The organism is Streptomyces sp. NPDC015171, from assembly GCF_043079545.1.
GTDB lineage: Bacteria > Actinomycetota > Actinomycetes > Streptomycetales > Streptomycetaceae > Streptomyces.
The window spans coordinates 334,523-359,806 of sequence record NZ_JBIBUO010000005.1 but is presented as its reverse complement, the minus strand read 5'-3'; the positions used below and the strand labels follow the sequence as shown (position 1 = coordinate 359,806).

General features: G+C 70.5%; 23 protein-coding genes and 1 pseudogene. 12 read left to right on the top strand and 12 right to left on the bottom strand.

The features are described from left to right. Window positions 1-74 precede the first annotated feature (74 nt). On the bottom strand, window positions 75-1,397 hold the full coding sequence (gene glp, locus ACF073_RS16875) for a gephyrin-like molybdotransferase Glp (protein ID WP_392070595.1): 1,323 nt from the start codon (window positions 1,395-1,397) through the stop codon (window positions 75-77). Continuing rightward, on the bottom strand, window positions 1,394-2,305 hold the full coding sequence (gene galU / locus ACF073_RS16870; protein ID WP_392070594.1) for a UTP--glucose-1-phosphate uridylyltransferase GalU: 912 nt from the start codon (window positions 2,303-2,305) through the stop codon (window positions 1,394-1,396). The genes glp and galU overlap by 4 nt, the downstream gene beginning before the upstream one ends. 170 nt (window positions 2,306-2,475) lie before the next feature. On the opposite strand from galU, the gene ACF073_RS16865 reads away from it, so the two are divergent. Then, complete coding sequence (locus ACF073_RS16865; protein WP_392070592.1) at window positions 2,476-3,021, top strand: 5-formyltetrahydrofolate cyclo-ligase; 546 nt, start codon at window positions 2,476-2,478, stop codon at window positions 3,019-3,021. Window positions 3,022-3,114: 93 nt separating this feature from the next. Here the strand turns inward: ACF073_RS16865 and ACF073_RS16860 are convergent, their stop codons facing one another. Beyond that, on the bottom strand, window positions 3,115-5,970 hold the full coding sequence (locus ACF073_RS16860) for a penicillin acylase family protein (RefSeq protein ID WP_392070591.1): 2,856 nt from the start codon (window positions 5,968-5,970) through the stop codon (window positions 3,115-3,117). A gap of 213 nt (window positions 5,971-6,183) precedes the next feature. Between ACF073_RS16860 and ACF073_RS16855 the strand changes: the two genes are divergently transcribed. The 6 genes from ACF073_RS16855 (at window position 6,184) to mscL (ending at window position 12,145) form a co-directional block, all read left to right on the top strand. Continuing rightward, on the top strand, window positions 6,184-7,689 hold the full coding sequence (locus tag ACF073_RS16855) for a potassium/proton antiporter (protein WP_392070976.1): 1,506 nt from the start codon (window positions 6,184-6,186) through the stop codon (window positions 7,687-7,689). A gap of 342 nt (window positions 7,690-8,031) precedes the next feature. Then, a complete protein-coding gene (locus tag ACF073_RS16850) occupies window positions 8,032-9,327 on the top strand; it encodes an MFS transporter (RefSeq protein ID WP_392070590.1) in 1,296 nt (431 codons plus the stop codon). 67 nt (window positions 9,328-9,394) lie between these two features. Beyond that, complete coding sequence (locus ACF073_RS16845) at window positions 9,395-9,724, top strand: FmdB family zinc ribbon protein (protein WP_392070588.1); 330 nt, start codon at window positions 9,395-9,397, stop codon at window positions 9,722-9,724. 100 nt (window positions 9,725-9,824) lie between these two features. Beyond that, window positions 9,825-10,658 (top strand): S-methyl-5'-thioadenosine phosphorylase, encoded by an 834-nt coding sequence (locus ACF073_RS16840; RefSeq protein ID WP_392070586.1) that lies wholly within the window; start codon window positions 9,825-9,827, stop codon window positions 10,656-10,658. Between the two features lie 251 nt (window positions 10,659-10,909). Continuing rightward, entirely contained in the window at window positions 10,910-11,512 is a 603-nt protein-coding gene (locus ACF073_RS16835; protein WP_392070585.1) for a hypothetical protein, read from the top strand. 138 nt (window positions 11,513-11,650) lie between these two features. Next, window positions 11,651-12,145: a large conductance mechanosensitive channel protein MscL gene (mscL, locus tag ACF073_RS16830; protein ID WP_392070583.1), complete on the top strand. Its 495-nt coding sequence runs from the start codon at window positions 11,651-11,653 to the stop codon at window positions 12,143-12,145. A 19-nt stretch (window positions 12,146-12,164) separates the two neighbouring features. Here the strand turns inward: mscL and ACF073_RS16825 are convergent, their stop codons facing one another. Further along, the gene (locus ACF073_RS16825) at window positions 12,165-12,341 is read right to left on the bottom strand and encodes a hypothetical protein (protein ID WP_392070582.1); all 177 of its coding nucleotides are present in this window, start codon (window positions 12,339-12,341) and stop codon (window positions 12,165-12,167) included. A 292-nt stretch (window positions 12,342-12,633) separates the two neighbouring features. Here ACF073_RS16825 and ACF073_RS16820 point away from each other — a divergent pair, with 292 nt between their 5' ends. The 4 genes from ACF073_RS16820 to ACF073_RS16805 all read left to right on the top strand — a co-directional run bounded on the left by ACF073_RS16820 (window position 12,634) and on the right by ACF073_RS16805 (window position 17,374). Further along, complete coding sequence (locus tag ACF073_RS16820) at window positions 12,634-13,872, top strand: low temperature requirement protein A (protein ID WP_392070580.1); 1,239 nt, start codon at window positions 12,634-12,636, stop codon at window positions 13,870-13,872. A 42-nt stretch (window positions 13,873-13,914) separates the two neighbouring features. Then, a complete protein-coding gene (locus ACF073_RS16815) occupies window positions 13,915-14,940 on the top strand; it encodes a P1 family peptidase (RefSeq protein ID WP_392070579.1) in 1,026 nt (341 codons plus the stop codon). Between the two features lie 309 nt (window positions 14,941-15,249). After that, on the top strand, window positions 15,250-16,470 hold the full coding sequence (locus tag ACF073_RS16810; protein ID WP_392070577.1) for an Ig-like domain-containing protein: 1,221 nt from the start codon (window positions 15,250-15,252) through the stop codon (window positions 16,468-16,470). A 157-nt stretch (window positions 16,471-16,627) separates the two neighbouring features. Then, window positions 16,628-17,374, top strand: a complete 747-nt coding sequence (locus tag ACF073_RS16805; RefSeq protein WP_392070575.1) for a DUF6227 family protein — start codon at window positions 16,628-16,630, stop codon at window positions 17,372-17,374. Window positions 17,375-17,430: 56 nt separating this feature from the next. On the opposite strand, the gene ACF073_RS16800 is transcribed toward ACF073_RS16805, so the two are convergent. Both ACF073_RS16800 and ACF073_RS16795 read right to left on the bottom strand, forming a co-directional pair. Next, window positions 17,431-17,682, bottom strand: a complete 252-nt coding sequence (locus tag ACF073_RS16800; RefSeq protein ID WP_392070573.1) for a hypothetical protein — start codon at window positions 17,680-17,682, stop codon at window positions 17,431-17,433. 117 nt (window positions 17,683-17,799) lie between these two features. After that, window positions 17,800-18,897 (bottom strand): annotated as a pseudogene (locus tag ACF073_RS16795) (PTS fructose transporter subunit IIC); the annotation flags it as partial. A gap of 46 nt (window positions 18,898-18,943) precedes the next feature. On the opposite strand from ACF073_RS16795, the gene ACF073_RS16790 reads away from it, so the two are divergent. Further along, complete coding sequence (locus ACF073_RS16790) at window positions 18,944-20,569, top strand: recombinase family protein (RefSeq protein ID WP_392070571.1); 1,626 nt, start codon at window positions 18,944-18,946, stop codon at window positions 20,567-20,569. Here the strand turns inward: ACF073_RS16790 and ACF073_RS16785 are convergent. From ACF073_RS16785 to ACF073_RS16760, 6 genes are all read right to left on the bottom strand, one after another. Next, window positions 20,563-20,721 (bottom strand): hypothetical protein, encoded by a 159-nt coding sequence (locus ACF073_RS16785; protein WP_392070570.1) that lies wholly within the window; start codon window positions 20,719-20,721, stop codon window positions 20,563-20,565. The genes ACF073_RS16790 and ACF073_RS16785 overlap by 7 nt on opposite strands. Next, window positions 20,712-22,199 (bottom strand): replication initiator, encoded by a 1,488-nt coding sequence (locus ACF073_RS16780; RefSeq protein ID WP_392070568.1) that lies wholly within the window; start codon window positions 22,197-22,199, stop codon window positions 20,712-20,714. Before ACF073_RS16780 ends, ACF073_RS16785 begins: the two co-directional genes overlap by 10 nt. A 141-nt stretch (window positions 22,200-22,340) precedes the next feature. Continuing rightward, window positions 22,341-23,117, bottom strand: a complete 777-nt coding sequence (locus ACF073_RS16775) for a DUF2637 domain-containing protein (protein WP_392070566.1) — start codon at window positions 23,115-23,117, stop codon at window positions 22,341-22,343. 49 nt (window positions 23,118-23,166) lie between these two features. Beyond that, window positions 23,167-24,585, bottom strand: coding sequence for a cell division protein FtsK (locus tag ACF073_RS16770; RefSeq protein ID WP_392070565.1), 1,419 nt, complete (start codon window positions 24,583-24,585; stop codon window positions 23,167-23,169). Then, on the bottom strand, window positions 24,582-24,761 hold the full coding sequence (locus ACF073_RS16765; protein ID WP_392070563.1) for a hypothetical protein: 180 nt from the start codon (window positions 24,759-24,761) through the stop codon (window positions 24,582-24,584). Before ACF073_RS16765 ends, ACF073_RS16770 begins: the two co-directional genes overlap by 4 nt. Continuing rightward, a complete protein-coding gene (locus ACF073_RS16760) occupies window positions 24,758-25,135 on the bottom strand; it encodes a hypothetical protein (RefSeq protein WP_392070561.1) in 378 nt (125 codons plus the stop codon). Before ACF073_RS16760 ends, ACF073_RS16765 begins: the two co-directional genes overlap by 4 nt. Window positions 25,136-25,284 lie beyond the last annotated feature (149 nt).

Here is a 25,284-nt window from a genome sequence, read left to right as displayed (position 1 = left end):
CGACACGGTACCGCCAAGCGGGCAGGCGCAGCGGACGAGGATCATCCAGCGGACGGGCACGCGCGCGGGCGCCGTCAGCCGAGGAGCACGACCTCGATCTCGCTGCCGGGCTCGACGGACTCGGTGTCCTCGGGGACGACGATCAGCGCGTCGGCCTGCGCGAGTGCGGCGATCAGGTGGGAACCCGCGCCGCCCACCGGCGTCACCTCGCCGTCGGTGTAGGCGCCGCGCAGGAACTGGCGGCGCCCCTTGGGCGAGCTGAGCGCCGCGTCCGCCTTCAGGACGGCCCGCGCGCGGGGCCGGTGCAGGTCCGTGACGCCCAGCAGGGCGCGGATGGCGGGGCGGACGAACAGTTCGAAGGAGACGTACGACGACACCGGGTTGCCGGGCAGGGCCAGCAGCGGTGTGTGGTCGGGACCGATGGCACCGAAGCCCTGGGGCTTGCCGGGCTGCATGGCGAGCTTGCGGAACTCGACACCGCTGCCCGCCTCGTCCTCGTCGCCGACGTGCGCGAGCGCCTCCTTGACGACGTCGTACGCGCCGACGCTCACCCCGCCCGTGGTCACCAGCAGGTCCGCGCGGATCAGCTGGTCCTCGATGGTGGAGCGGAGGGTCTCCACGTCGTCGGCGACGGCGCCCACCCGGTAGGCGATGGCACCCGCGTCCCGCGCGGCGGCGGTCAGGGCGAAGCTGTTGGAGTCGTAGATCTGGCCGGCGGCCAGCTCCTCGCCGGGCTGGACGAGTTCGCTGCCGGTGGACAGGACGACCACGCGCGGGCGCGGGCGCACCCGGACCGTGCCGCGGCCGATCGCGGCGAGCAGCGCGAGCTGCGGGGGCCCGAGCACCGTCCCCGCCTCCAGGGCCAGGTCGCCGGCCCGCACGTCGCTGCCCTTGGCCCGCACGTGCGCGCGTGCCTCGGCCGGGCGGTACACCTGCACATGCCCTTCGGCGCCCTCGGGAGCCAGGCTGCGCGCCCGCATACCGCTGACCGGGCCCTCGCCGAGCCCTCCGTCGGTCCACTCGACGGGGACGACGGCCTCGGCGCCGGGCGGCAGCGGCGCACCGGTCATGATCCGCGCGGCCTGTCCGGGGCCGACCCGCACCGGATCGGCCGCGCCCGCCGCGACGTCCCCGACGACCTCAAGGGCCGCCGGGAATTCCTCGCTGGCGCCGGCCACGTCCGCGACCCGTACCGCGTACCCGTCCATGGAGCTGTTGTCGAACGGCGGCAGGGACACCGGCACCGTGACGTCGTCGACCAGGACGCAGCCCTGGGCGTCGAGCAGTTGCAGCTCGATGGGTTCGAGGGGGCGGACGGTCTGGAGGATGTCCTCAAGATGCTCGTCCACCGACCACAGGTCGTCCGGGCCTGCGGGGCGGGTCGCGGCGCTGCTCAAGATTGCTGCATCTCCTCGGCTACGTAACTGCGAAGCCAGGTCCGGAAGTCCGGTCCCAGATCTTCACGTTCGCACGCGAGTCTGACAATGGCACGCAGATAGTCGCCACGGTCTCCGGTGTCATAGCGGCGGCCCTTGAAGACGACGCCGTGCACGGGGCCGCCGACCTTCTCGTCCTGCGCGAGCTGCTGGAGGGCGTCGGTCAGCTGGATCTCGCCGCCGCGGCCCGGCTCGGTCTTGCGCAGTATGTCGAAGATGTGCGGGTCGAGGACATAGCGGCCGATGACGGCGTAGTTCGACGGGGCGTCCACCGGGTCCGGCTTCTCCACCAGTCCGGTCACCTTCACGACGTCGCCGTCGGCGGTGGCCTCCACGGCCGCGCAGCCGTAGAGGTGGATCTGCTCGGGCGCGACCTCCATGAGCGCGATCACGCTGCCGCCGTGCTGCTCCCGGACCTCGATCATGCGCTGGAGCAGCGGGTCCCGCGGGTCGATCAGGTCGTCGCCGAGCAGGACGGCGAAGGGCTCGTGACCGACGTGCGGGGCGGCGCAGAGCACGGCGTGGCCGAGACCTCTGGGGTCGCCCTGGCGCACGTAGTGCATGGTGGCCAGGTCGCTGGACTCCTGCACCTTCGCGAGCCGGCCCGCGTCGCCCTTCTTCTGAAGAGCGGACTCCAGCTCGTAGTTGCGGTCGAAGTGGTCCTCGAGAGGGCGCTTGTTGCGTCCGGTGATCATGAGGACGTCGTCGAGCCCCGCCGACACGGCCTCCTCGACCACGTACTGGATCGCCGGCTTGTCGACGACCGGCAACATCTCCTTGGGAGTGGCTTTGGTCGCCGGCAGGAACCGGGTGCCGAGGCCGGCTGCGGGAATGACAGCCTTGCTGATCGTGGGGTGGGACTGAGTCATGCCCGCAACCATATCCGGTGCCTTTGCGGGGATTCTGTGGCTCCGGCTGCTTGACGCTCATATGACATGCATTAAGAAGGGTGCGAGGACGACCGGTGGAACACGTCGGACCCAGGGGTGACCCTGACAAGCGCACATTGCGGCGAGGCTTCCTCTCGGTGAGGAACAGGTTGACGGCGGATGACGTCCGCGAGGCGGGCCGCGCGCTGGCGGAACGCGCCCTGGAACTGCCCGAGCTGGCCGGCGGGCGCACGGTGGCGGCGTACGTCTCCGTCGGGACCGAGCCCGACACGCTCGCGCTGCTGGACGCCCTGCGCGCGCGAGGGGTGCGCGTCCTGCTCCCCGCGCTGCTGCCCGACAACGATCTGGACTGGGGCGAGTACGCCGGCCCGGACTCCCTGGTGCTGACGCGGCACAGCGGGAAGATGACGCTTTTCGAGCCCTCCGGCACGCGTCTCGGCCCGGACGCCGTGACGGCGGCGGACGTCGTGCTGCTGCCCGGACTCGCGGTGGACGCGCACGGGATGCGCCTGGGGCGCGGCGGAGGCTCGTACGACCGCGTGCTGGCCCGTCTGGAGCGCGCGGGCGCCCGCCCCCGGCTCGTCGTGCTGCTCTACGACACGGAGGTCGTCGCGCACGTCCCGGCGGAGCCGCACGACAGGCCGGTGCACGCGGTGGTGACGCCCTCGGGCGTGCGCCGCTTCGCGCACCCCTGACCGAATGCCCGGCCGCCCGTCGGCCCGGGCCCGCAGCCGAAACGGCCCTCCACGCACGCGTGGAGGGCCGTTTCGGCATGTGCCGTCAGCGGATCACGGCTTGAGGACGAGGGTGTCGCTCGTGCTCTTGTCGACCGCCTTGCCCGTGAACGACCAGGGCAGCAACTCGCCCTTGGCCCACTTGCCGGTCTGGTCGGTGTAGTGGGCGCTGAAGGCGTGCCCGGAGGCGCCGGTCAGGTTGATCCACTTGGACTTGTCGAGGTCGGCGAGGTTGACGACCATCCGCATGGACGGCACCCAGAGCACGTTGTAGCCGCCGGCGGCGTTCCAGCCGCTCGCGTTCACCGTGGCCTCGCCGCCGCTGAGCTTCCAGGGGCCGCGGTTCAGGATGTACTGGACGGCCTTGGGGCCCTCGGTGCCGAGCGTCTGGTTCTTGAGGAACAGCCGGTGCAGCCGGCCCCAGCTCCAGGTGTCGATGTCCTTGCCGAGCTTGGCGGTCAGCTCCCAGCGGGCGTCGATCATGGCGCGGCGGAAGAGCTGGTCGCGGTTCTCGGCGGCCGGCCGGGTGCCGGACTTGGGGGTCTTCCACCAGTCGCTGTCCGGCTTGTCCATCAGGGTGCGCACGACCTCGAACCAGCGGTCGCCGCCGTCCGGCTGGGCCTGCTCGGGGTCGCGCTGGCCGCACTCGCGCACCTTGGTGTCGTCGTCCACCGGGCCGGTGCTGTCGATCTTGTCGACCCACAGGCACTGCCCCTTGACGCGCAGCTCCTTGGGGAGCTTGTTGCCGAAGGCGAGCTTGAGGATGTTGCGCCAGACGGCGTTGAAGTACGCGGCGGCGGCGGAGTCCGCCTCCTGCGTGTAGTCCCAGCCCTCCAGGAGCTTCTGCGCCTGGCGGACGTCCGGGTCGTCGAGGTTGATCTTCAGCAGCTTGGGCACCAGGAGCTTGGCGATCTCGCTGCTGTTGTCCAGTTGCATCTGCCGCATGTCGTCGGTGGAGACCTTGCCGCCGCCCTTGATCTTGGACTCGATCAGGTCGGTGATGCGCTGGCTGCGGGTGCCGTAGCCCCAGTCGGCGGTCAGTGTGTACGGGTACTTGTCCTGGTCGACCACCTCCTGGTTGGCGGTGACGATGTAGCCGCGCGCGGGGTCGTACTCGGAGGGCAGCTCGTCCGGCTTGATGAAGCCCGTCCAGCGGTACTTCGACTCCCAGCCCGGCACCGGCACGGACCCGTCGTCCTTGGCGGAGCGCGTGGGGATCTTGCCGGGCAGCGTGTAGCCGATGTGGTTGTCCGTGCTGGCGTAGACGAGGTTCTGCGAGGGCACGTCGAACAGGGCAGCCGCCGCGCGGAAGTCGCTCCAGTCGGCCGCCTTGTCGAGGGCGAACACGGCGTCCATGGAGGTGCCCGGGTCGAGCGCGGTCCACCGCAGGGCGATGCCGTAGCCGTCGCCCCGGTCGGGCGCCGCGGAGTTCACGGTGGCCTTCTTGCCGACCTGGACGAGTTCGTCGTCACGGTCGGACAGCAGGGGCATGCCGTCCTGGGTCTGGCGGACGACGATCGACTTGGACTCGCCGCCGGCGACCTTGATGGTCTCCTCGCGGGTCTTGAAGGGCCGGACCTTGCCGTCGTACAGGTAGCCGTTCGCGCTGACCTTCTCCAGGTAGAGGTCGGTGACGTCGACCCCGGAGTTGGTCATGCCCCAGGCGATCTTGCCGTTGTGGCCGATGATCACACCGGGCATGCCGGCAAACGTGTAACCGCTGACGTCGTACTGGCACTTGCCGGAGACGGTCCGGCAGTGCAGGCCCATCTGGTACCAGACGGAGGGCAGGGACGGCGACAGGTGCGGGTCGTTGGCGAGCAGGGGCTTGCCGGTGATGGTGTTCTTCCCGGCGACCACCCACGAGTTGGAGCCGATGCCCTGGCCGTTCACTCCGACGGCGGTGGGCAGACCGTCCAGGACGCGGTAGAGGCCCCCCAGCTGGCCCGTGAGGGCCGAACCCGAGCCGGCCGACGCGGAGGAGCCGGTCGTGCCCGTCGTGCCCTGAGAGGAGCCGGAGGAGCCTGTCGTGCCCGTCGTGCCGGTAGTGCCCTGCGAGGAGCCGGAGGAGCCGGTCGTGCCCGTCGTGCCGGTAGTGCCCTGCGAGGAGCCGGAGGAGCCGCCCTGCCCGAAGGCCTTGGTCAGCTCGTCGTACTGGCCTTCCTGGACGATCGGCTTGTTGCGGTCGGCCGGGTACGCCGGGTACAGGTCCTGGATCTGCTGCGGGCCGAGGCGGCTGGTCATCAGGGCGCGGTCGATCTCGTCCTGCATGTTGCCGCGCAGGTCCCAGGCCATCGCCTTCAGCCAGGCGACGGAGTCGGCCGGCGTCCACTTCTCGGGCTTGTAGTCGTTGGTGAAGCCCAGGGCGGCGTACTCCAGGGAGATGTCCTTGCCGTCCTTGCCCTGGAGATAGGCGTTGACCCCCTTGGCGTAGGCCTGGAGGTACTTCTTCGTGGCGGGAGACAGCTTCTCGGCGTACTCCCGCTGCGCGATCCGGTCCCAGCCGAGGGTGCGCAGGAACTCGTCGTTCTTGACCTGGCCCTTGCCGAACATCTCGGACAGGCGCCCGGAGGTCATGTGCCGGCGCACGTCCATCTCGTAGAACCGGTCCTGCGCCTGGACGAAGCCCTGCGCCATGAACAGGTCCTCGTCCGAGGAGGCGTAGATCTGCGGGATGCCGTTGCCGTCCCGCTTGACGTCGACCGGCCCGGAGAGGCCGTCGAGCTTGATCGAACCGGTGGTCTGCGGGAAGGAGGCGCGGACGGTGCTGATCGACCAGTACGCCCCGTAGGCAACGCCTCCGATGATGGCCAGAACCAGTACGAGCACGACCAGACGGGCTTTGCGCCCCTTCTTCCTGCCGGACTTGCCAGGCTTGTCACCCGATGTGGCGGTGGTGTTGGGGGGCATCGCTGTCCTTGCTGTCCTAACGCGAGCGGCAGGTCGGGCTGTGACTTTGAATGAGCGCTGGAGCAACCATAGGCGCAGGGTCCTGTGCCGCTTGACGCGGAGTCGGGAACCAGCACGCACGAGCGTTCGATCTTGCCTCGCCGAACGTCAAGAAAGCGTCAAGAGTTAGGTAAGGTAACGAAGTAACCGGAGTTCTTACAGAGGAGGCGCCCGCTGACCGTCCACCACCTCAACCAGCTCCTGCTCGTCTGCTCCCTCGTCCTGCTCGTCGCCGTCGCGGCCGTCCGGATCTCCTCACGCAGCGGGCTCCCTAGCCTGCTCGTCTACCTGGGGATCGGCGTCCTCATGGGCCAGGACGGCATCGGGAACATCCACTTCAACAGCGCCGAAGTGACCCAGGTCATGGGATACGCGGCCCTGGTCGTGATCCTCGCCGAGGGCGGCCTCGGCACGAAGTGGAAGGAGGTCAGGCCGGTCCTCTCCTCCGCCTCCGTGCTGGCGACCGCGGGCGTCGCGGTCAGCGTGGGGGTGACCGCGGCGGGCGCGCACTACCTGGTCGGGCTGGAATGGCGGCAGGCGCTCATCATCGGGGCGGTGGTCTCGTCGACGGACGCGGCGGCGGTCTTCTCGGTGCTGCGCAGAATTCCCCTCCCCGCGCGCGTGACCGGCACGCTGGAGGCGGAGTCCGGCTTCAACGACGCCCCGGTGGTCATCCTGGTCGTCGCCTTCTCCACGGCAGGCCCGGTGGACCACTGGTACGTCCTGCTCGGCGAGATAGCCCTGGAGCTGGCCATCGGCGCGGCCATGGGGCTCGCGGTCGGCTGGTTCGGCTCCTGGGGGCTCAGGCACGTGGCCCTGCCGGCGTCCGGCCTCTACCCGATCGCCGTCCTGGCGATCGCCGTCACCGCGTACGCCGCCGGCGCCCTGGGGCACGGCAGCGGCTTCCTCGCCGTCTACCTGGCCTCCATGGTCCTGGGCAACGCGAGACTTCCCCACTGGCCCGCCACCCGCGGCTTCGCCGAGGGGCTCGGCTGGATCGCCCAGATCGGCATGTTCGTCGTGCTCGGCCTGCTGGTCACCCCGCACGAGCTGGGCGACGACGTCTGGCCGGCCCTGGTCATCGGGCTGGTGCTGACCATGGTGGCCCGGCCGCTGAGCGTGGTGCTCAGCCTGGCGCCGTTCCGGGTGCCGTGGCGGGAGCAGGCCCTGATGTCGTGGGCGGGGCTGCGCGGCGCCGTGCCCATCATCCTGGCGACCATCCCGATGGTGAACGGCGTCGACGCGAGCCGCCGCATCTTCAACATCGTCTTCGTCCTGGTCGTCGTCTACACCCTGATCCAGGGGCCGACCCTGCCCTGGCTCGCGCGCGTCCTGCGGCTCGGCGAGCAGGGAGAGGCCTCCGACCTCGGCATCGAGTCGGCGCCCCTGGAGCGGCTGCGCGGACACCTGCTGTCCGTCACCATCCCCGAGGGGTCGCGGATGCACGGCGTCGAGGTCGGCGAGCTGCGGCTGCCGCCGGGTGCGGCCGTCACCCTGGTCGTGCGCGAGGGGAAGTCGTTCGTCCCGGGGCCCACGACCGTGCTGCGGCGAGGCGACGAACTGCTCGTCGTGGCCACCGACCCGGTCCGTGACGCGGCGGAGCGGCGGCTGCGCGCGGTCGCCCACGGCGGCAAGCTGGCGGGCTGGCTGGGCACCGACGGGGCGGGCGCCGGGCGGTGAGCGCCGGCGGCGCGGGCCCCGGCGGACGGGCGCCCGGGGCGGCACCGCGCGCGTGAGCGGGGAACACGCGCGGTACGGCGGCATTTCGCACTGTTCGCACCCTCGCCAATCACAGGCGAACAGGCCCCGCGGTGCTCCTTTTCACAGGTGCACAAGGTTTCGCCCCCTGTAGTATGAAGGCACCCTGATCGAACCAACTCTGCCTGATGCAGAGCTGGCGCGACCGTATGGCGGCCGGAAAGTCCTGTGTAGCGACCCCGGTATCTACCGCAGTTCTGCGCAAGAGGACAGCTCTCGGCGCCCCGCACGGGCGCGCTACCAGGTGGAAGAAAGGCATGGGCCGTGGCGCCCACGGTCACCACCGAGTCGGCGGAGAACCCGCCGGCGACGTCCCGCCCCGGATACGGACAGCTGCTGCGCACCCGCGGCGCCTGGACGTTCCTGCTCCCCGGCTTCGCGGCACGCCAGCCGTTCGCGATGCTCACCCTCTCCATCGTGCTGCTCGTCCAGCACACCACGGGCTCCTACGGCGCAGCGGGCGCCGTCGCCGCCGCCACCGGTGTCTCCATGGCGCTGTTCGCGCCCTACAGCGGCCGCCTCGCCGACCGCCACGGCCAGCGCGCCGTGCTGGTTCCCGGCGTGCTGCTGCACACGGTCGCCAGCCTGTCGCTGACGGCGCTCGCCCTGGCGCACGCCCCGCTGTGGGCGCTGTTCCTCGCGGCCGTCCCGACCGGCGCCTCGGTGCCGCAGGTCGGCCCGATGGTGCGGGCCCGCTGGGGTGTGAAGCTGCAGGGCTCGCCCCTGATGACCACGGCGGCGGCGTTCGAGTCGGTCACGGACGAGCTGACCTTCGTCTTCGGCCCGCTGCTCGCGACCGCTCTGTGCACCACCGTGACCCCGGCGGCCGGCCTGGTCACGGAGGCCGCGCTGACCCTCGTCGGCGGTCTGCTGTTCGCCGCGCAGAAGGGCACCCAGCCGCCGGTGACCGCCGGGAGCGGCCACGCGCGCGTGGAGCACGCGTCCGCCCTGCGCATCCCGGGCGTGCGGGTGCTGATCGTGACCTTCCTTGGCATCGGTTCGGTCTTCGGCGGCATGCAGGTGTCGCTGGCGGCCTTCACGGAGTCGATCGGCGAGCCCGGTCTGAACGGCGTCCTGTACGGCACCTTCGCCGCCGGAAACATGCTGTCCGGCATCGTCTGCGGCGCGATCGTCTGGAAGGTGGCTCCGCACAGGCGCCTGGTGGCCGGCTACACGGCCCTCGCGCTCGCGGCGTCCGCCCTGTGGACGGCCCACTCGGTTCTGCTGCTGGCCGCGCTCGGCCTGCTGGTCGGCATGTGCATCGCGCCGGCGCTGATCACGGGCTACACGCTGGTCGAGGGCCTGGTCCCGGCCGGCGCCCGCACCGAGGCGTTCACCTGGCTCACCGGCGCGGTCGCGCTCGGCCAGGCCGCCGCCGTCACGATCGCGGGCCAGCTGGAGGACCGGCTGTGGGGCGGCGCCGGATTCCTGGTGCCCATGGCCGGCACCGTGCTCGCGCTGGCCACCCTGGTGGCCCTGCGTTCGCGGCTGCTCCCGCCCCAGCGGAACCGCACGGTCGCGCGTGGCGTCGGTCACCGCGTCCCGGTGACGGTGGACTGATCCCCGGGAATACGTCACTATGGATCGTCGTTAGCACTCATTGAGTGAGAGTGCCAGGAGGAAGACAGTGCCGACCTACCAGTACCAGTGCACCGAATGCGGCGAGGGCCTCGAGGCGGTGCAGAAGTTCACCGACGACGCTCTGACCGAGTGCCCCAACTGCAAGGGCCGCCTGAAGAAGGTGTTCTCCGCGGTCGGCATCGTTTTCAAGGGCTCGGGGTTCTACCGCAACGACTCCCGCGGCTCCTCGTCGAGCAGCTCCCCGGCGTCGAAGCCGTCCGGCTCGTCGTCGGCCGGCTCGTCGACGAGTTCGTCGTCCGGCTCGTCCGCCGACTCGAAGACGTCCTCGTCGGCGTCCTCGTCCTCGGCGAGCTCCGCCAGCACCTCCGCCGCCTGAGACCTCTCACCCGGACCCTGCCGTCGTACGACGGCGGGGTCCTCGGCGTTCTCCGGCGCCCCCTCGTCCCGCGCTTTCGCGGCCCGCTAGGGTGCTGGTCATGGCGAACGCAGAGATCGGCGTAATCGGCGGCTCGGGTTTCTACTCCTTCCTCGACGACGTGACCGAGGTCCAGGTGGACACCCCCTACGGGGCGCCCAGCGACTCCCTCTTCCTCGGCGAGATCGCCGGCCGTCGGGTCGCTTTCCTGCCCCGGCACGGCCGTGGCCATCATCTGCCGCCGCACCGCATCAACTACCGCGCCAACCTGTGGGCCCTGCGCTCGGTCGGAGTCCGGCAGGTGCTCGGCCCGTGCGCGGTGGGCGGGCTGCGCCCCGAGTACGGCCCGGGCACACTGCTCGTGCCGGACCAGTTCGCGGACCGTACGAAGTCCAGGACGCAGACATACTTCGACGGGCTGCCGCTGCCCGACGGCACCGTGCCGAACGTCGTGCACGTGTCCATGGCCGACCCCTACTGCCCCACCGGGCGGGCCGCCGCGCTGAAGGCGGCCCGCGGACGGGACTGGGAGCCGGTGGACGGCGGCACGCTGGCCGTGGTCGAGGGGCCCCGCTTCTCGACGCGCGCCGAATCGCTGTGGCACCAGGCGCAGGGCTGGTCGGTGGTGGGCATGACGGGCCACCCCGAGGCGGCCCTCGCCCGGGAGCTGGAGCTCTGCTACACCTCCCTGACCCTGGTCACCGATCTCGACGCGGGCGCCGAAACCGGGGAGGGCGTCTCCCACGAAGAGGTGCTGCGGGTGTTCGCGGCCAATGTGGACCGGCTGCGGGGCGTGCTGTTCGACGCGGTGGCGGCGCTGCCGGAGACCGGGGCGCGGGACTGCCTGTGCGTGAACGCGCTCGGCGGGATGGACCCGGGCTTCGAGCTGCCGTAGTGCGGTAGCGCGGCGGGAGCCGAGCGGGAGTGCCGTGATACGGGACTGCCGTAGTTCGGGACCGCCGTAGTACGGGAGCGTGGGGGTGCGGCAGCGCGGCGGGAGCCGAGCGGGAGAGGTGGGCGGAACTCCTCGTTCGGGTGGGCGAGTTATCCACAAGCCGTCCGTCGTCCACCGGCCCCGGCGGGATCCGGCGCGAGACGTCATCGTGGCATCGCAAGCCGAATTCCTCGTCGCAGGCGGTGATTCCCATGCCTTCGTCCTCGTCGACCCCGACGCCCTCCTCACCCTCCCCCCTCCCCCGGCCCGCGTTCCCTCCTCCCCTCCGGCGTCCGCGCCCGCTGGGCACGGACGCGCCCCCGACCTGCGAGGTGCCCGCGTTCGATCCCGTGCGGGTGCGCGGCGGGCGGTATCGACTGCACCGGCTCTCACGGCACCGCAGGCGGGCCGTCGCGGCCGGCCTCGCGGTCACGGCGGCGGCGCTCGTGGCCGCGGGGCCCCGGACCGGGACGGAACCGCACGGCCCGGGGCACGGCCGTGGGCACCGGATCGCGGAACCCGTACGACGGCCCGCGGCGGTGCACAGGGTGACGGCACCGGTGCGTATCGCCGACGCCGCCACGGTGCGGCTCCTGCGGCCCGGTGACCGTGTCGACGTCATCGCGGCCGAGGACCCGTCGGCCGGCGGCGGCGCACGGGTGCTCGCGCGCGGTGTGCGGGTGACGAAGGTCCCGGAGCCGCTGGACGGGGCTGCCGAGGGGGGCGCGCTGGTCGTGCTGTCGGTGCCGCGGACCACGGCGGCACGGCTGGTCGGCGCGAGCGCCACCGCACGCCTGGCGGTGACGCTGTGCTGAACCGATGCGTGCGAGGTCTTGGCGACTCGCTGTCAAGTCCCTCGATCGAGGGAAAGAATTGGACACAATGGCCGCACCGTGCCGTAGGTTGCGGAGCGTTTCGTTCCACACCCTGTGCATGCGAGGAGAGTTCCCGAGGTGAGCGCGAAGAAGGACCCGAGCGTCTGGCAGGGCTTCAAGGCCTTCCTGATGCGCGGCAACGTCATCGATCTTGCGGTCGCGGTAGTCATCGGCGCGGCCTTCACCAACATCGTCAACTCGGTGGTGAAGGGGATCATCAACCCGCTGGTCGGGGCGATCGGCACGCAGAACCTCGACAACTACAGCTCCTGCCTGAAGGACCCGTGCGAGGTGGCCTCGGACGGCACGGTCAAGAGCGGCGTGCCGATCCTGTGGGGCTCCGTCCTGGGCGCCACGCTCACCTTCGTGATCACCGCGGCGGTGGTGTACTTCCTGATGGTCCTGCCGATGTCGAAGTACCTGGCCCGGCAGGCGGCCCGGAAGGAAGCGCAGGAGAGCACCAAGGAAGTCATGGAAGTGAGCGAGCTGGAGGTGCTCAAGGAGATCCGCGACGCGTTGGTCGCGCAGCGCGGCTCCGGACCCGGGTCCGGACCCGGACTCGACAAGCGCTAGCGGCGCTGTCGCGGGCGGCTCAGAGGTGGTGGGGCGGCTTCTCGTCGAGGAAGCGCTTCAGGTCCGCGGCGCTGTCGCGGTCCGAGCGCTCGCCCCAGCCGCGATCGGTGTCGTCCGAGGACTGCTGGTCCAGCGGGTCGTCGAAGACCAGCGCGGGCTTCGGGTCGCGCGGCTCGGGTGCGGGGGCGGTGCTCATGCCACCAGGGTACGGCTCCCACTGGAGCGGCCCGGCCGGGCGCTCGCCCGTCGCACCGGCCGCCACACGGCATCCGGTCGTCCCCCGGCGTGCGACCGTCGCACGCCGTCCGGCCGTCGCACAGCGTCCGGTCGTCCCACGCCGTCCGGTCGTCGCGCGGCGTGCCCCGCGCTCCTCCGCCCGAACGGAGGAAGCCCCGGCTGACCTGCGGATTTCGCAGGGCGTTGATCCCCTCCCCCCTTGTGAATCCACTCACAAGATTTTGCGGCGGTTTTCTGCTGTGCTGGGACCCATGACGTCGAGTTCCGCTCCGGCGCCCGCTTCCCCGGGCGCACCACAGCCTTCCGGCCCCCTGCGACGCCTCACCGCGCGCGGGCGCGACGAGACGCACCGCGTCGCGTCCTCCCTGGAGCTCTTCTTCGACCTGTGCTTCGTCGTGGCGGTCGCGCAGGCGGGCGTGCAACTGGTGCACGCCGTCGCGGAGGGGCACGTGGGCGAGGGCATCCTCAACTACGCGATGGCGTTCTTCGCCATCTGGTGGGCCTGGATGAACTTCAGCTGGTTCGCCTCGGCGTACGACAACGACGACGCGCTCTACCGGGTCGTCACCCTGGTGCAGATCGCCGGCGTTCTGGTGCTGGCCGCCGGCCTCTCCCGGGCCGCCACGCAACACGACTTCCTGCTGGTCTGGCTCGGCTATGTGATCATGCGGCTGGCGATGGCGGCGCAGTGGCTGAGAGCCGCGAGATCGGCCCGGGGCGCGGAGCGGACCATGGCCCGGCGCTACGCGGTCGGCGTGCTGCTCTGCCAGGTGGGCTGGCTCGGGCTGGTGGTCCTGCCCGAACCGGCACGGCCCTGGGTGTTCCTCGTGATGGCGATCGCCGAACTGTGCGTGCCGCTCTACGCCGAGAAGGACCACGGGACCGCCTGGCACCCGCACCACATCGCCGAGCGGTACGGCCTGTTCACGATCATCGTGCTCGGCGAGACGATCGCCGCGGCCACGGTCGCGGTGAAGTCGGCCGCGGACGAGCACAACGCGCTGGCGGAGCTGCTGCCCATCGCGGCGGGCGGGCTGCTGATCGTCTTCTCCGCGTGGTGGATCTACTTCGTGGTGCCCATCCACGGTCACCTGCGCTCCAGCGCGCGGGCGTTCGTCTGGGGCTACGGCCACTACCTGGTCTTCGCCTCGGCGGCGGCGATCGGCGCGGGCCTGGAGGTGGCCGTGGAACAGGCGGTCGGCAAGGCGCACATCTCCACCCTGTCCGCCTCGGCCGCCGTCACTCTGCCGACGGCGCTGTACCTGCTGACCGTGTGGGCGCTGCACGCCCGCCATTTCAAAGTGGGCGTCGCCCAGCAGCTGGTGCTCCCCGTCACGGCTCTGCTGGTGATCTGCTGCAGCTTCCTCGGCGACTGGGCCGTGTTCGCGGCCGGGCTCGTGTCCGCCGCCGCGGTGGCGATCGGGGTGACCTTGGCGGCGCGTACGGCCCGCCGGGAGCGCGCGGCCGACGCCACCGCGGCGGCCGGCTGAGACCTTCGGGGGAAGCGCGCCCACTGGGCCACACTGGCGTCCATGACAGCTGACGCATTGACGGATGTCGCCGGGCTGCGGGTGGGGCACGCCACTCGCACCGGCGACGGCTGGCTCACCGGCACCACGGTCGTCCTCGCGCCCGAGGGCGGCGCCGTCGCCGCCGTGGACGTACGCGGCGGCGGCCCCGGCACCAAGGAGACCGACGCGCTCGACCCACGCAATGTGGTGCAGAAGGTCGACGCGGTCGTACTGACCGGCGGCAGCGCGTACGGGCTCGACGCCGCGTCCGGGGTGATGGCCTGGCTGGAGGAGCGGCGGCGGGGCGTCCGGGTGGGGACCGACCCGGCGCACGTCGTACCGGTGGTACCCGCCGCGTGCGTCTTCGACCTGGGGCGCGGCGGAGACTTCCGGGCACGTCCGGACGCGGCGCTGGGGCGCTCGGCGGTGGAGGCCGCCTCGGTGCGGCCGTCGGGCGCGCGGGTGGCGCAGGGGTGCGTGGGGGCCGGCACCGGCGCGGTCGCCGGGCGGCTCAAGGGCGGGGTGGGCACCGCGAGCACGGTGCTCGACTCGGGGATCACCGTGGCGGCGCTGGTGGTCGCGAACGCCGCGGGGGCGGCGATGGATCCCGAGACGGGGGCGCTGTACGGGGAGTTGTTCCAGGGGCGGATGGAGTACCCGGAGGAGCGCGTGCACGAGGCCGCGCGCCGGCGCCTCGACGAGGCCGGCTCCAGGAACGCGCCGCCGCCGCTCAACACGACACTGGCGGTGGTAGCGACGGACGCGGACCTCTCCAAGGCACAGGCGCAGAAGCTGGCGGGCACGGCGCACGACGGGATCGCCCGCGCCGTGCGCCCGGTCCACCTCCTGCACGACGGGGACACGGTGTTCGCGCTGGCGACCTGCACGCGCTCGCTGGACACGCACCCCTTGGCGCTCAACGACATCCTGGCCGCCGGCGCCGATCTCGTGACGCGCGCGATCGTACGGGCCGTGCGCGCCGCCGAGTCGGTCGACGGGCCGGGCGGGGTGTGGCCGTCGTACGGGGAGTTGTACGGGAAGGGGTAGAGGTCGGCCGCGGGTGCGGCTGCGGCTGCGGGTGCGGGTGAGTGTGAGTGTGAGTGTGGGCTTGGCGGGGCGGGGCGGGGCGGTGGGCGCCGGCGCTCGCCGTCACGGCGGCCAAGGGCGGGGCGGCGACACTCCGTTCGGACCGCTCGGGCGGAGGGGCCGCAGGGGCGGGCCCCGCAGGTGGGAATGTCGCGGTTCTGTCACGTGATCGCGTTCTCGGGCGTCGGAGGGAACCTTCCCCGGTGCCCGAGCCCTCTTTCTTGACGCACTGGAACGGATCACGCACATCACATGAACCTGGAGCAGCCCGTGACAACGCCGGACATTACAGCGCGGCGCGCACTCGGGGCCTGTGCCGCCCTGATGGTCGGCGCCCTCACCCTGACCGCCTGCGGCGGCAGCGCCAACGCGACGAACGACGACGGCAAGGGCGGCAAGGACTCCCCGAAGACGTCGACCGCGAAGATCGCGATCTCGGCCAAGGACGGCTCCACCGGAGCCTCCATCAACGCCACCGGAGTGAAGGTCAGCGACGGCAAGCTGACCGCGGTGAAGATGAGCCTGGCGGGGTCGGGGCAGGAGGTGCCCGGGGCGATATCGGCGGACGGCAGGGTCTGGAAGCCGAAGCAGCAGCTGGAGCGCGGGACGAAGTACGAGATAAACGCGACCGCGAAGGACTCCGACGGGCGCACGGCGGCGGCCAACTCCATCTTCACCACCGTCACCTCGGGCAACAGCTTCATCGGCACCTACACGCCGGACAACGGCGCGACGGTCGGGGTGGGCATGCCGGTGTCCTTCACCTTCGACAAGTCGATCAGCGACAAGAAGGCCGTCCAGTCGCACATCACGGTCAACTCCAGCAGCGGCCAGCAGGTGGTCGGCCACTGGTTCGGGGACCGGCGCCTGGACTTCCGGCCGCAGGAGTACTGGAAGGCCGGCTCCAAGGTCACGATGAACATCGACCTGGACGGAGTCGAGGGCGCGAAGGGCGTCTACGGGGCGCAGAAGAAGACCGTCTCCTTCACCGTCGGGCGGTCGCAGGTCTCCACGGTCGACGTCAACACGCAGACCATGACGGTCGTGCGGGACGGCAAGACCTTCAAGACGGTGCCGATCTCGGCGGGCAGCCCGGAGCACACGACGTACAACGGGCAGATGGTGATCTCCGAGAAGTTCGTGCAGACCCGTATGAACGGCTCGACGGTCGGCTTCGGCGGGGAGTACGACATCCCGGACGTGCCGCACGCGATGCGCCTGACGTCGTCGGGGACGTTCCTCCACGGCAACTACTGGTACAACAAGGGCAACCCGCCGTTCGGGCGGCAGGGCACAAGCCACGGCTGCGTCGGCCTCGCCGACGTGCAGGGCGCGCAGGGCGACACGTCGGCCAAGTGGTTCTACGACAACTCGCTCATCGGGGACGTCGTGATCGTGAAGCACTCCCCCGACACGACGGTCGCTCCCGACAACGGGCTCAACGGGTGGAACATGGCATGGAGCGCCTGGACCGCGGGAAGTGCTTCCTGAGCGACGGGTTTTGACAGGACGGCGGGTCACGCGGGAACTTTTCGCGTGGCCCGCGCGTTTTCCCGGCGTACGTTTTCTCGGTTCCCGGACATGATGTCCGACCGAGGGGCTACGGTATGCACCCACAAGGTGACATGCAGCAACGCCGGGAGATGCCTTGAGCGTTCCGTACGAGACCGCAGCGTACGAACCAGCCGAGTCGCCCGAGTCTCCGGAGGAGCATCTCGCGCGACTCCTCGGCCGTGCCCTGAACTCCTTCGAGCTGCCCGACGAAGTGATACGGCGGCTCGACTGCGCGCTGGCGCAGGACAGTTCGCTGCACTCCGCGTACCACAGCGCGGGGCTGCACCGTGAGACGTACCGGCACACCTGGCTGCTCGCCGACGGCTCGGCCGTCACGCTGTGGGAGCTGGTGCACAACCCCACGCCCGGCAGCGCCCCGGAGCACGAGGTGTACGTCGACGAGGAGGAGCTGCAGGCCGCCACGGCGCGGCTCGGGGTTCCGCCGGACACGAGCGACTTCGAGCTGCCGGCGCTGATGCGCCTGTGGGCGATCCCCGAGCCCAGGCACGTGTTCGCCTCCGACGACTCGGCGGACCACGCACGTCGGCTGCTGCGCCGCGCGGAGAACTCCGACCGGCCCGGCGCGGAGACGGCGGCGCTGCTGGCGACGTCGACCGCGCACGAGATCACCCAGGCGTTCGGCCGACCCGGACGGGCCGGCCGGCTGGGGCTGAGCTACGCGCTGTACGAGCACGCCTTCCTGCTGCCGGACGGCGCCGAGATCTCCCTGTGGGAGGTCGAGCACACGGCCACGCCCGACGGGCGGCACATGTGCGAGGTGTACATGTCGGAGGACGCCGCCCGGGACGCGATGGAGCGGCGCGCGGCGCGGCAAGGGTAGACAAGGCGGAGTCACCGGACTCGGCGGAGCCGCCGGACTAGGCGGGCCCGGCGGACTCAGCCGTTGGCGAGTCGGCGTATCAGGCCCGCGAACGCGTCCTGTTCCGCGGGAGTCAGCTCGACGGACTCCTGCGCAGGCCCGACCCGGTTCTGCCGCGGCAGGGCCGGAAGCTGTCTTGCGGGGCGCCGGACGACGGTCCGGAGACCGGGGCGGCGGAGCAGACGCAGAAGGACGACGGTCCACGCGACGGCCGCCGCCGCGAGGACGGCCACGCCGATCAGCTGGAGAGTCGGGGCGTGCTCAAGCATACACCCCAGTACACACCACGGTCCGGGACTTTGGTCCCGGACCGTGATGTATCTCGCAGGTGCCGTGAACAACTCACAGCGAACTAAAGGGATAAGACGCCGGCCGGGGCGGGCCGGTCAGGCCGATATCGGCTGCCTGGTCCCGTCCGGGGCGGCGCCCGCGGTGGCCGGGTTCGCGGCGGGGCCGGCGGCCGTCGGTTCGGGGGTCTGCTTGCGCATCCCCTTGAGGAGAACCACCAGGGCCGTGGTGACACAGACGCCGGCCGCGACGGCCACCAGGTAGAGGAACGGGTTGCCGATGAGCGGGACCACGAAGATGCCGCCGTGCGGGGCGCGCAGGGTGGCACCGAAGGCCATCGACAGGACGCCGGTGAGCGCGCCGCCCGCCATGGCGGACGGGATGACCCGCAGCGGGTCGGCCGCCGCGAACGGGATCGCGCCCTCGGAGATGAAGGACGCGCCCAGGACCCAGGCGGCCTTGCCGTTCTCGCGCTCGGTCTGCGTGAACAGCTTGCCGCGCACGGTGGTGGCCAGGGCCATGGCCAGCGGCGGCACCATGCCGGCCGCCATCACCGCGGCCATGATCTTCATGGCGGAGTCGCTGGGATTGGCGACGGCGATGCCGGCGGTGGCGAAGGTGTAGGCGACCTTGTTGACCGGGCCGCCCAGGTCGAAGCACATCATCAGGCCGAGCAGGGCGCCGAGCAGGACGGCGTTGGTGCCGGTGAGGCCGCTCAGCCAGTCCGTGAGTCCCTTCTGGGCCGTCGCGATGGGCTTGCCGATCACGACGAACATCAGGAACCCGACGATCGCCGTGGAGATCAGCGGGATCACCACCACCGGCATGATGCCGCGCAACGCCGCCGGGACGCCGGCCTTCTGGATCGCCGTCACCACACAGCCGGCGATCAGTCCCGCCGCCAGGCCGCCCAGGAAACCGGCGTTGATGGTGGAGGCGATCATGCCGCCGACGAAGCCGGGGACCAGGCCCGGCCGGTCCGCCATGCCGTAGGCGATGTAGCCGGCCAGGACCGGGACCAGGAAGCCGAAGGCCACGCCGCCGATCTGGAAGAGCAGCGCGCCCCAGCTGTCCGCCTGGGTCCATATGAAGTGGTCCATGACCGACGGCGCGCTCTTGACCTTGTAGCCGCCGATGGCAAAGCCCAGGGCGATGAGGAGACCGCCCGCGGCGACGAACGGGACCATGTAGCTGACGGTGTACCTTTGGCCAGACACTTGACCTGGGGAGGGAAGGCTAGCAGTGGCCAAAGCGTCTTCCAAGTGGCAGTTGCACCCGGACCTACAACGGGCACTTGCCGATGGACGAACCTTCGAGGAGTGGCTTGGGGACCGGCGTCCCTGCTGCTCATACGCCCGCATCACGCTGGACAAGCGGAACGAAGTCGGCGTGGGACGCCAGCACCGGAACTGCGACGAGTTCGCCGAGCAGCACGGGTGCGCCATCGTCTATCGATACACGGACAACCACATCACCGCGGCCGACCCGGACATCGAACGGCCGGCATTCCTGCGACTGGTGCGAGATCTCCGCGCCCGCCGGGTGGAGGAAGGCTTCCCCGTTCACGGCGTGTTCGTAGTCGAGGAAGAGCGGGTGGTACGTCTCCCCGAGGACTACCTGAAGTTGCACCGCGCACTCACCGTGGACAATCGCGGCCTGTACGCCGTGACCGACACGAAGACCATCCTCGACGTTCACAGCGATGCCGAGATGATCCGGGGTCTGCTCACCTCCGCCATGGGTGAGCGCGAAGTGGCCAAGGTCAAGCGCCGGGTCAAGCGCAACGTTCGCGACCAGGCGCTAGAGGGAGCCCCGATCGGGCCGCGCCGGTTCGGCTGGCTGGGAGCGGACGCCAGGACAGGACGCAAGGTCAACGAGAAGTTGCACCCCGAGGAGTCCCCGATGCTGCGCAAGGCGCTGGACATGGGCCTTGAGGGCAAGCACTGGTCCACCATCGTGGAGTACCTCGACAAGAGCGGCTTCCTCACCGTACGCGGGAACCGCTGGTCGACTACGCCAGTGCAGTACATGCTGACGAACCCGGCGTTGTGCGGCTACCGCGTGATCAACGGCGAGTTGGTACGCGACCGCCAGACCGGCGAACCGGTCAAGGGCAAGTGGGAGACCATTGCTACGCCGGAAGAGTGGTTGAAGATGGTGAGCCGCTGTCCCGTGTGGTTCAACCTCGACGGCGACACGGCCAGCACCCGCTACCGGGAGAAGGTCAAGCGGGAGGGCAAAAAGGACTACCGGGGACTGGCCGAGGCTACGCGGCGGTTCTTCCTGACGAACCTTGCTCGCTGCGGGTACGTGGACGCCGAGGGCAACATTTGCTACGCGAAGATGAAGGGCAACCCGCCCAGCGGGACGAACAAGCAGGACCGTTACCGGTGTGGTGACCCACGTTGCAATAAGGTCAGCCGACGCGCCGACTACGTGGACAAGGCCATAGAGGAACTGGTGATCAAAATTCTGGAAGCCCAGTTCGCCGCTCTAGTGCCGGATGAGCGTACGTGGTACGGCGAGGAGACCTTGAAAGCGCTGGTGGCCCAGCGTGAGGAGTACAAGCAGCTCCACAAGGATGGCAGGCTGAGCGTCGCGGAGTATCTGGAGTTCCGGGACAAGATCGAGGAGCAGATCAGCGAGTCCCAGAAGGACCGGGACGCCTTCTATGCCGAGCAGGCCGCCAAGAACTTCCTTGCCGGGTTCACCCGGAAGAGGTGGAAGGATTTCGACATGCGGCAGAAGCGCAAAGCGGCGGCCACGGTCCTACAGGCGGTGATCATCCACCCGATTCCGGAAGGCCGCTCGCGCAGCGCGGAGTTCGACCCTGACTTGTTGGAACCGGTGTTCCGCCCGTCTCACTGAAATAGGTCACGCAGGATCTCAAGCTGCTCTTCGCCCAGGCGGGGGGCAGCTTTCGCGTGCCGTGCAGCCCAGGCGTCGAGGCGACGCATGATGGGGTCCTCATCCTCCAGGCGAGGGCGGTCGTCCACGATGACGGGGGCGGTCACAGCCATGGGGATCCCTCCGTCTTGGCGCGTTCGGCTAGGTCGATTTCGTGGCGTACCTGGGCGGCGAGGAGTTCTTCGCCGGGGCGGTAGCCGGAGGCCAGGTAGGCCCAGGAGGAGTCGGTGACGAGGGTGGTGTTCTCGTCGGGTGCGGGGAGGCCGGCACGTTCGCGGGCGGCTTGGGCTTGGGCGAGGCGCCAGGCGCGGCGTACGTCGCGCAGAGCGCCGAGGGTGGTGGAGTAGGCGCGGCTTTTCGTGGAGAAGTGGCCCCGGAAGCCGAGCATGTGAGCCCATTTCCAGAGCTTGAGGTGGGCGAATTCCGGTAGGTGCCCGAGCGCCCAGGCGGTGCGTATCATCTGCCGTACGTGCCGTTGGACCTTGAGGTTTTTGATGGGTTCTGCCTGTCCGGTGCCGTCGCAGTCGTGGCACAGGTCGCGGAAGCCGTCGGGGCCGCGTGTGTAGCCTCGTCCGGTGCAGGGGCGGCATATCAGAGTGCGGTCTACGGTGCCCGATCCTTCGGCGCTCTTGGTGGCGTACTTGGCCACGTATCCGGCGACCTTGGCGTCTGTGTACTCGGCAACGCGGGCGTCGGTGAGTTCGCCGTCGCCCAGGGCGGTGATGGGGTCCACCTTGAACCGGCCGCCCCAGGCGATGACGCGTTCGCCGATGGCGTCGGACTCGACAGTGAACCGGGCCCGCTCGACCGCCAGGCCCACGGCGGTGCTCAGGGCGTCGAAGGTGGCCCAGGACGGGGGCGGGGTGGTATGCCCGTCGGGTCCGTCGAAGCGGATCACGGCGTGGAAGTGGACCAGGCCGCGCTGCTGGTACTCGGCGACCTTGGCGAAGGAGACGCGCAGGGCGGCGTTCAGCGCCTTCTGCGTCATGCCGAGATGGGCGGCGAGTTCACGTCGGAGGTAGATGGTGAAGCGCCGCCACAGATCGCCCGTGTGGGCGTTCCACAGCACGGCGCCCGCGTAGTCGTAGGTGGCCGGGTTCAGCGGCGTACCGAGTTCCGGGGCGCCCTCGTGGTGGCGTTCGCCGCAGCGGCAGTCCAGCACCTTGCCCGCGCCTGTGGTGGGGCGGTTGTGGACGGGGCCGAAGGAGGGGGCGGTGAGGGTGACGAAGGCGCGCGGGTGGCTGCGGACGGTTTCGGCGACGTTCTTGCCGCCGGACAGTCCGGCCTTGATCAGGTGGTAGGTGTCGGCGGCGTAGACGCGGGAGCAGGACGGGCAGCGCGAGGCGCGGCGGTTGCCGCAGGCGGTCAGCAGGCGGCCCGTGGGCTCGTCAGCGGTCGTGTACGAGCGCAGCACGGTCTTCGTGGTGGCGTCGAGGGTGGCCGTGTGGCCGACGAGGTTGACCGGGCGGGAGCATCCGCGAACGTTGCGGACCTGCTCAACCACGCGATCGAAGTCTTGGGTGTTGGCCAGTTCCACCAGGTCCCGCAGGGCGGGGCTGATGACGTGGCGCAGGTCCAGGAGGCGTGTCATCGGGGTGTCCTTCCTGGAGTGTGAGGGGGGGCCTGCGGGCAGCGGTCGCGGGCGAAGGCGGTGCTGCCCGCAGGCATGGCGGACCGAGCCCAGGCGCGGGCAGCGGTGCGGGAGGGGTGCCGGAAAGGCCGGCGGGGAGGGTCAGGCCGTGACGGCCGCGTGAAGAGCGGTGGCCATGGGGAGGCCGACGCCGAGTCGCCGCTTGAGCTGGGCGACGGTGATCAACTCGCCGTGTTCCGCTTGGTGGGCGTCCGCGATGGATCGGGCCTCGTTGAGCAGGGGCTCAGGGACCTTGACCGCAGGCGCGGAGGCAACCGCGGAATCGGGTGCGACCGGGCGAGGAGCCACCGAGGCCGGGGCCGGGGCGGGTGCCGGTTCGGCGACCGGAGCGGCGGGGGCCGGGTCCTGTCTCGGGGCCGAGGCGACCGGGACAGGGGCCGGTTCGTCGGCCGGGGACGAGGCCCGTTCGTGCTCGTCGGCCAAGGCCGGGGCCGGGGCGGGGTCCGTGCCGGGGACGGTGACGGTGTGGAAGGCCCGGAGGAGCTGGGGGCCGACCGCGCCCCATCCGAGCAGGAGCAGGGGTGCCACGGCGTCCACGGCAGCCCGGCCGTAGTGGTGGGCGGCGAGGGGTTCGGCGACGTTGAGGGCCAGGGTCAGCAGGCCGGAGACGTGCATGAGCCGGGTGGCCGCTTTCATCTGCTCCGGCCGGACGCCGCGCAGGGAGAGGTAGCGCAGGGCGACCAGGAGCCCGACCACCGACAGATCCACCATGGGAGCGATCAGGGGCGCGATGGGGGCGGGGACGCCCAGACGCAACGCGAGGGCCCAGACGTTGCCGAAGGAGAAGACGAACGCCAGCGCGGCGATCACGCCCATGACGACAGTTACGGTCCGCTGAGTGATCCGGTCCTCAGACATAGGATTCACCTCCCTTCCAAATGCCTTGTGACTTGCGGGTGTTGGGGGTTCAGGCCGCTTCGGGGGTGCCGTCGGCGGGGTCGCGCTTGATCAGCAGGACGCGGCGCACGTCGCCGCCGGGAAGCTGATCCATGAGCAGGTCAGCCGGGTCGCGCGTCAGGTGTGACGTTTCTTCGGCGATGCGGCGGGCGTCAGCGGCGGACACGTACGGGGTGCGCACCCGCAGGAAGCCGGGGCGTTCGTTGTGCTTCATCGCGGCCACGCCGACGTAGGCGGGGTTTTGCAGGTCGGTGGGGTTGGCGTCGGGCCAGTTCCGGATGTCGTCGCCCAGGGCGGCCACGGCGGCCTCAGCGGTCTTCTGCGCGAAGGACAATCCGACCGGGCACACGTCCCGGATGGCGGTGGGCAGGGCGTCTCCGGTGGCCTTCTGCGTGAGCAGGATCACGACGATGCCGACGGAGCGGCCCTTCTTCACCAGGTCCCCCACGAGGCGGGCGTTCTCCGCCGCCAGCGCCGCGAGTTCCTTGGTCTTCTTGTCCGAGCCCCGGTGATCGGCGAAGTAGGTGTGTGCCTCATCGATGATGGCGATGACCAGCGGCCATTGTTCGGTGGGGCCGACGTCCCAGAAGTTCGTCACGCCGAGCACGGACTCAATCGAGGTGGACCGCGCGGAGCGCAGGTTCACCAGCCGCTTGAAGATGGCGTTCGCTTCGGCCAGGTCGTCACCGGCGAAGGCGAACATGCGCTTGGACAGGTGGGCGTAGTCGCCCTCACGGGCGGTGGAGACCTTGCCGTCCACGGTGACGAACTGAATCGCGGGAGAGGGCGCCCAGTCGCACACGAGGCGGTTGATCAGGGAGGTTTTGCCGTAGCCGGGCAGGCCGGCCACGGTGATGCCAGGGACGTTGGACAGGTCCACCTTGACCGGCTGGTGATACTCGTCCACCCCGACATGCCAGGTCGGCAGATCGGCCGGCACCTCTCCCGTGGGCACGTGCCGTGTCTTGTGACGCAGCGGGTCCGTGCGCACGCCACGGATGATGACGCGGCCCGGTCCGTCGGGGGTGACGGAGACCCGTTCGCAGCCCCAAGCGTCCGCCAGGTAGGGGGCGGCCTTCTGGAACTCCGCCAGGCTGACCTTCGGCAGGCACCTCGCCCGCGCGACGATCCCGTACCGGTCCGGCTTCACCTTCAAGAGGGGGGTGAGGACGCGGGGCTTGGGGGGCTTGCCGTCGGTGTTGGCCAGCGAGGCAAGCGCGGTGGGCATTTTGTCGGTGACCGACAGCCCCGCCATCTGCGCGAGCCGCTTCCAGCCCCGGCGGACCCGCACGGCCTGCCGGATACTGACGCGGGTGTCCTTGTCCGCCCGTATGTAGCGGACGACCCAGAGGACCGCCCACAGGGTGATCAGGGCCAGGGCGGCCCCGGCCGCAGCCGGGGCGTAGCCCATCACTTCGTTTGGTGTCACTTGATTGCCTTCCTTCGGGCATAGGCACTGGCCACGCGGACGCTCCAGGGGACCGAGGGGCCGAAGACGACCAGCAGCAGTTCCGCGCGGAACATCGCTTCCACGGGTTCGAATCCCTCGCGTACCAGCAGTTCCGTCAGCGCCCAGTGCTTTTCCTCAGCCGTGGGTTCGCTCATGCGGCCAGGTCCCCGGCCTCGTCGGCGACCGGCGCGGCCGGGGAGTCGAGTTCGAGGCGGGTCGCGCGGTAGGCGACGCCGTCCGAGAGCTGGCCGTTGAAGATGCGCGCCCAGGGGGTGGCGAACAGGTCCACCGGCTTGACGAACATGCCGACGTTCAGGCCGTTGGGCAGGCCGTCCTTCGGAACGGTGATCTTCATGGCCTCCGCCCGCTCGTCCTCCATCACGAAGACGGTCACGGTGTAGAGCGGCTGACCGGTCTCACGGTCGGTGGCCAGGGTGGTCTTCTCCTGATCCGTGAACTTGGCCACCGCCTGCATGCCGACCATGTAGCGGGTGGACTCCGTCTGACCAACGCGAATACGCGACGCCATGGGTGAACTTCCTTTCGATCAGTGCCGCTCGGTGCGGCGTGGTCACAACAGTGCACTATGTACGCCTAGCGCGTCAAGCACCTAGCGCACTCTGGCAAGCAGGCGCGCTAGCGCGCATGGGCCAGCGGCGTGCGCCCGTTCTAGTGCGA